Below are 756 nucleotides of genomic sequence, written 5' to 3'. Positions count from 1 at the left end.
CATTTAATATTAATCGTGAGACGCATCCAAATGTTGACGAAGAAGTAGCAACGCAATTCAGCAATGATATTAAACTTGTCTCAAGTGGGCACGATAGCATTGATATTATTATGCCAAACATGACTAAAGGGCAGGCATTAAAACGATTGTTAGATAAATGGGAAATGTCTCCTTCAGAGCTCATGGCCTTTGGAGATGCGAATAATGATAAAGATATGCTAGCGTTCGCTAAGCATAGTTATGTGATGGAAAATAGTCATGATGAAGAATTGTTCAATATTGCCTCGGCTGTCGCTCCAAGTAATGATAAGCAGGGTGTTTTAACGATTATCGAACAAGAAGTATTGAACAAGTAGGTAGCACATCATCAATGAAGCGGCTATCATGATACTAAATACATGTTAAATGAAAACTTTGAATACGAATCATCAAACATTAATATATCTCAAACAGGTTAGGCAATAATGCCATAGTAAAATAAGCGCACTACAATCAGTTGAATAGATGATAAAATAAAGCAGATTTTAATCAAACCGATTTTGATACAGATAAACAAAATAAAAAGCAAAGGCACATGGTGCGCCTTTGCTTTTAAATATATATTAATTTAAACGTGTTTCACATGTACCAGTGTTAATGACAGATAATGCTGCGTTTAAACCACCTTCAACAAGGTTTTGTACTGCTTCATCAGAGAAGAAAGCAATATGTGGTGTTACTAAAATTCTTTCATGTTCGATTAACTCTAATAATGTT

1 protein-coding gene and 1 pseudogene are annotated in these 756 nt (G+C 34.1%); one reads left to right on the top strand and one right to left on the bottom strand.

The annotated features are described in order from the left end of the window. The coding region (locus IDG60_RS27900; RefSeq protein ID WP_206161019.1) for an HAD-IIB family hydrolase at nucleotides 1-356 on the top strand (356 nt) is incomplete at its 5' end. 246 nt (nucleotides 357-602) lie between these two features. Here the strand turns inward: IDG60_RS27900 and IDG60_RS27895 are convergent. Further along, nucleotides 603-756: pseudogene (locus tag IDG60_RS27895) on the bottom strand (lactate dehydrogenase); the annotation flags it as partial.

The organism is Staphylococcus sp. EG-SA-2, from assembly GCF_017152085.1.
This window is presented reverse-complemented; position numbering and strand designations above follow the sequence as displayed.